Annotated in this window: 4 protein-coding genes; 2 read left to right on the plus strand and 2 right to left on the minus strand. The window is 61.4% G+C overall.

Annotated features, from left to right (window positions below; all coding sequences use genetic code 11):
* Together ACYVDE_RS19200 and ACYVDE_RS19205 are read left to right on the plus strand one after the other, a co-directional pair.
* On the plus strand, window positions 1-1,161 hold a 1,161-nt coding region (locus tag ACYVDE_RS19200), incomplete at its 5' end, for a BamA/TamA family outer membrane protein (protein ID WP_460503153.1).
* A gap of 216 nt (window positions 1,162-1,377) precedes the next feature.
* Window positions 1,378-1,761 carry an Hsp20/alpha crystallin family protein gene (locus ACYVDE_RS19205; protein ID WP_460503154.1) on the plus strand — a complete coding sequence of 128 codons (384 nt, stop codon included), beginning with the start codon at window positions 1,378-1,380 and terminating at the stop codon, window positions 1,759-1,761.
* 193 nt (window positions 1,762-1,954) lie between these two features.
* Here ACYVDE_RS19205 and ACYVDE_RS19210 read toward each other — a convergent pair whose 3' ends face one another.
* Window positions 1,955-2,278, minus strand: a complete 324-nt coding sequence (locus ACYVDE_RS19210) for a hypothetical protein (RefSeq protein ID WP_460503155.1) — start codon at window positions 2,276-2,278, stop codon at window positions 1,955-1,957.
* A gap of 114 nt (window positions 2,279-2,392) precedes the next feature.
* Window positions 2,393-2,668 (minus strand): VF530 family protein, encoded by a 276-nt coding sequence (locus tag ACYVDE_RS19215; protein WP_241936320.1) that lies wholly within the window; start codon window positions 2,666-2,668, stop codon window positions 2,393-2,395.
* Between the last annotated feature and the right edge of the window lie 171 nt (window positions 2,669-2,839).

Below are 2,839 nucleotides of genomic sequence, written 5' to 3' on the forward strand. Positions count from 1 at the left end.
ACCAAGTACCTGCAGCTGTTTCCGGGGCAGCCGTTCAGCCAGCAGCGCGTCGAGGCCGCCGCCCAGCTGCTGCGCCAGCTGCCCTACGTGAAGCTGCGCGCCGAGCCTGAAGTGCGCTTTGCCCTGGGCCGGGCCCGCGTGTACCTGCTGCTCGATGAGCGGCCCAGCAACCAGTTCGACGCCATTGTGGGCATTTTGCCCAACGCCAATACCAACCAGACCGGCGTGCAGTTTACCGGCGACGTCACCATCAACCTGCGCAACATCAAGGGCGGCGGCAAGCAGATTGGGCTGCAGTGGCGCAAAACCGACGCCATTTCGCAGCTGCTCGATGTGCAGTACGTGCACCCCAACTTCTTCGGCACCCCCTTCGAGGTGGCCGCCAGCTTCAACCTCTACAAGCAAACCGATGCCTTCCTGACCCTGCGCCCCCGCGTGCAGGTGAGCTACCCCACGGCCCGCGCCGGCCGCGTGAGCTTCTTCTTCGAGCAGCGCAGCTCGTTTTTGCTCGATACCCTGCTGAAAACCCGCACGACGCTGCCCGAGAATATCGACTCGCAGTTCAACTCCTACGGCCTGAGCTACACCTGGAACAGTCTCGACGACCTGTACTTCCCGCACCGCGGCTACCTGCTGAGCGGCCAGGGCGCCGTGGGCACCAAAACCATCAGCCGCAACGCCGAACTGCGACCGGAGCTGTACGACGGCGTGGCGCTACGCACCACCCAATACTCCCTCAGTCTGCGCGCTGAGCGCTACTTCCCGGTAAAACGGGCCGGCGTGCTGCTGCTGCGCCTGCGCGGCGAGAGCCTGCAAAACCCGCAGCTGTTCGTTAATGACCTGTACCGGTTGGGCGGGCTGAACTCGCTGCGGGGTTTCAACGAAAACCAGTTCTATACTAGCACCTACGCCGTGGCTACGGCCGAATTCCGGCAGTTTATCGGGCCCGATTCCTACGCCTTTCTCTTTGCCGACCAAGCTTATGTGCGCCGCGACTTAGCCAATGCCATTGCCAACGAGCCTACCGGCCTGGGCACCGGCCTTAGCTTCCGCACGCCGGCGGGGCTATTCCAGTTCGTGTATTCGGTGGGCCGGGCCAATGGGCAGGGGTTTGATGTGAAGTCGTCGAAAATCCACTTTGGCCTCACCAGCCGGTTTTAGCCATCGTAGCCCGCAGCTTTTGTTGCGTACTACGCCATATCGTCTGCCTTTCGGGGAAACTAAATTGGTTTCCCGTCAGTGTGGCCGGAAAGGCGAAATTTGGTCAACAAAACACCGTCAATTCGACTGATTTTCAATATAGATAAGCCCTGATTCAGATTGGTACACGGTTTGTAATTACCGACCCGAAGCCGCCCCTATTTGCGGCTCCCTGCCATGAAACTTATCAGCTCGAAATTCATCCATAGCATTGCTCCCCAGCTCGACCTGCTCAACACCATCGGTGGCGGCGTGGCCCAGCCCCAGCTGCGCATCGACCAGCACCCGAAGGGCGTGATTGTGCGCGTGGCCATGCCCACCGTTTCGGCCGACAGCTTCCGCGTGGTGCTCAACCAGAACAAGCTCACCGTGTTCAGCGAGTACCGCCACGAGCCCGACGACGAGCTTGCCGCTCCGCTGTTCGTGCAGCAGCTGGAGCTACCCGCCAACCTCGACGCCGCCCGCATCGACGCCATCCACGAAGGCCAGGAACTGCGCGTGCGCATTCCTTTCGCGAAGCCCAACAGCCAGCGCGAAATCGACATTCGGCACGAAGAATAAGTCTTTATACTTAGCGCATGCCCTCCTGCGCCTGCCGCGCAGGAGGGTCGCTACCCACTGCTACCCCACCACATAACGCCGGGACCGACCGGCAACCGCAGTCCACCGATACCGCCGGGACCGACCGGCCGCTTACCGCAGTCATCTGGGTTTTCACTCTTGAGCCACCGCCCGCAGCGGTGGTTTTGTTTTTTCAGCCGAATAAGGGGATGATGAGCACGAAGCTCATGGCCAAGGCCAGGTAAAACCAGCCCATTACCTGGCCGCGGTAGCGGCGGGGCAGGCGGTTGCTGAGCACCAGCATGGCCGCGAGCACCAGCAGCAGGTGGGCGACGAAGAACACCATCGTCTTCACCCAATTGCTCACGATGGTGTTTTCGGGCTGGTTCTGGTTGCTTTCGCCCAGGCCCGACGTCAGGTACTGCAGCCCGTAGAAGGCCACGAACTCGAACGCTACAAAACAGCCAAAGCCAGCCAACAGCGCCCCTGGCGATGATTTTTCGGAGATATCGGCCATTGAGCGTTTCTGGTTTTTTGTTGCTGGTTTCTGGTTACAAATGGGCAATTTCCGGTTGCTGATTTGAAGTTCGCTGAAAACCAGCAACCCAAAACCAGCAACCGCAAACCAATTTTACGGGCGCGGCCGGCCCTGCACCTCGGCACTGCGGGCTTTGATGTACAGCTCCTCGACCTTGGTGCGGGCCCAGGGCGTGCGTCGCAAAAACGTGAGGCTCGACTTGATGCTCGGGTTCTCGGCGAAGCAGTTCATGCGCAGGCGGGCATCGAGCTCGGGCCAGCCATAAGCGGCCACGAGGTACTCCAGAATCTGCACGAGCTTGACGCCGTGCAGCTCGCTGATGAGGTGGCCGGATTCGTCGCGGGCATCGGCGGCGCGGAGGAAAGACATAGGCGGAACAGAAGGTCGGAAAGTGCAAAGTTGGCGAAAACCGCGGGGCCGTGGGCACGATGGGAGCCGGCCGGTCGTTATTTTTGGCCACCGCCCGCCTATGCCGTCATCTGCTGCCGCTGCTTCTGCCTCCCGCTCCGTGCGCCGCGCCGCCCCGCGCTGGCCGTGGCG

The organism is Hymenobacter agri, assembly GCF_054778495.1.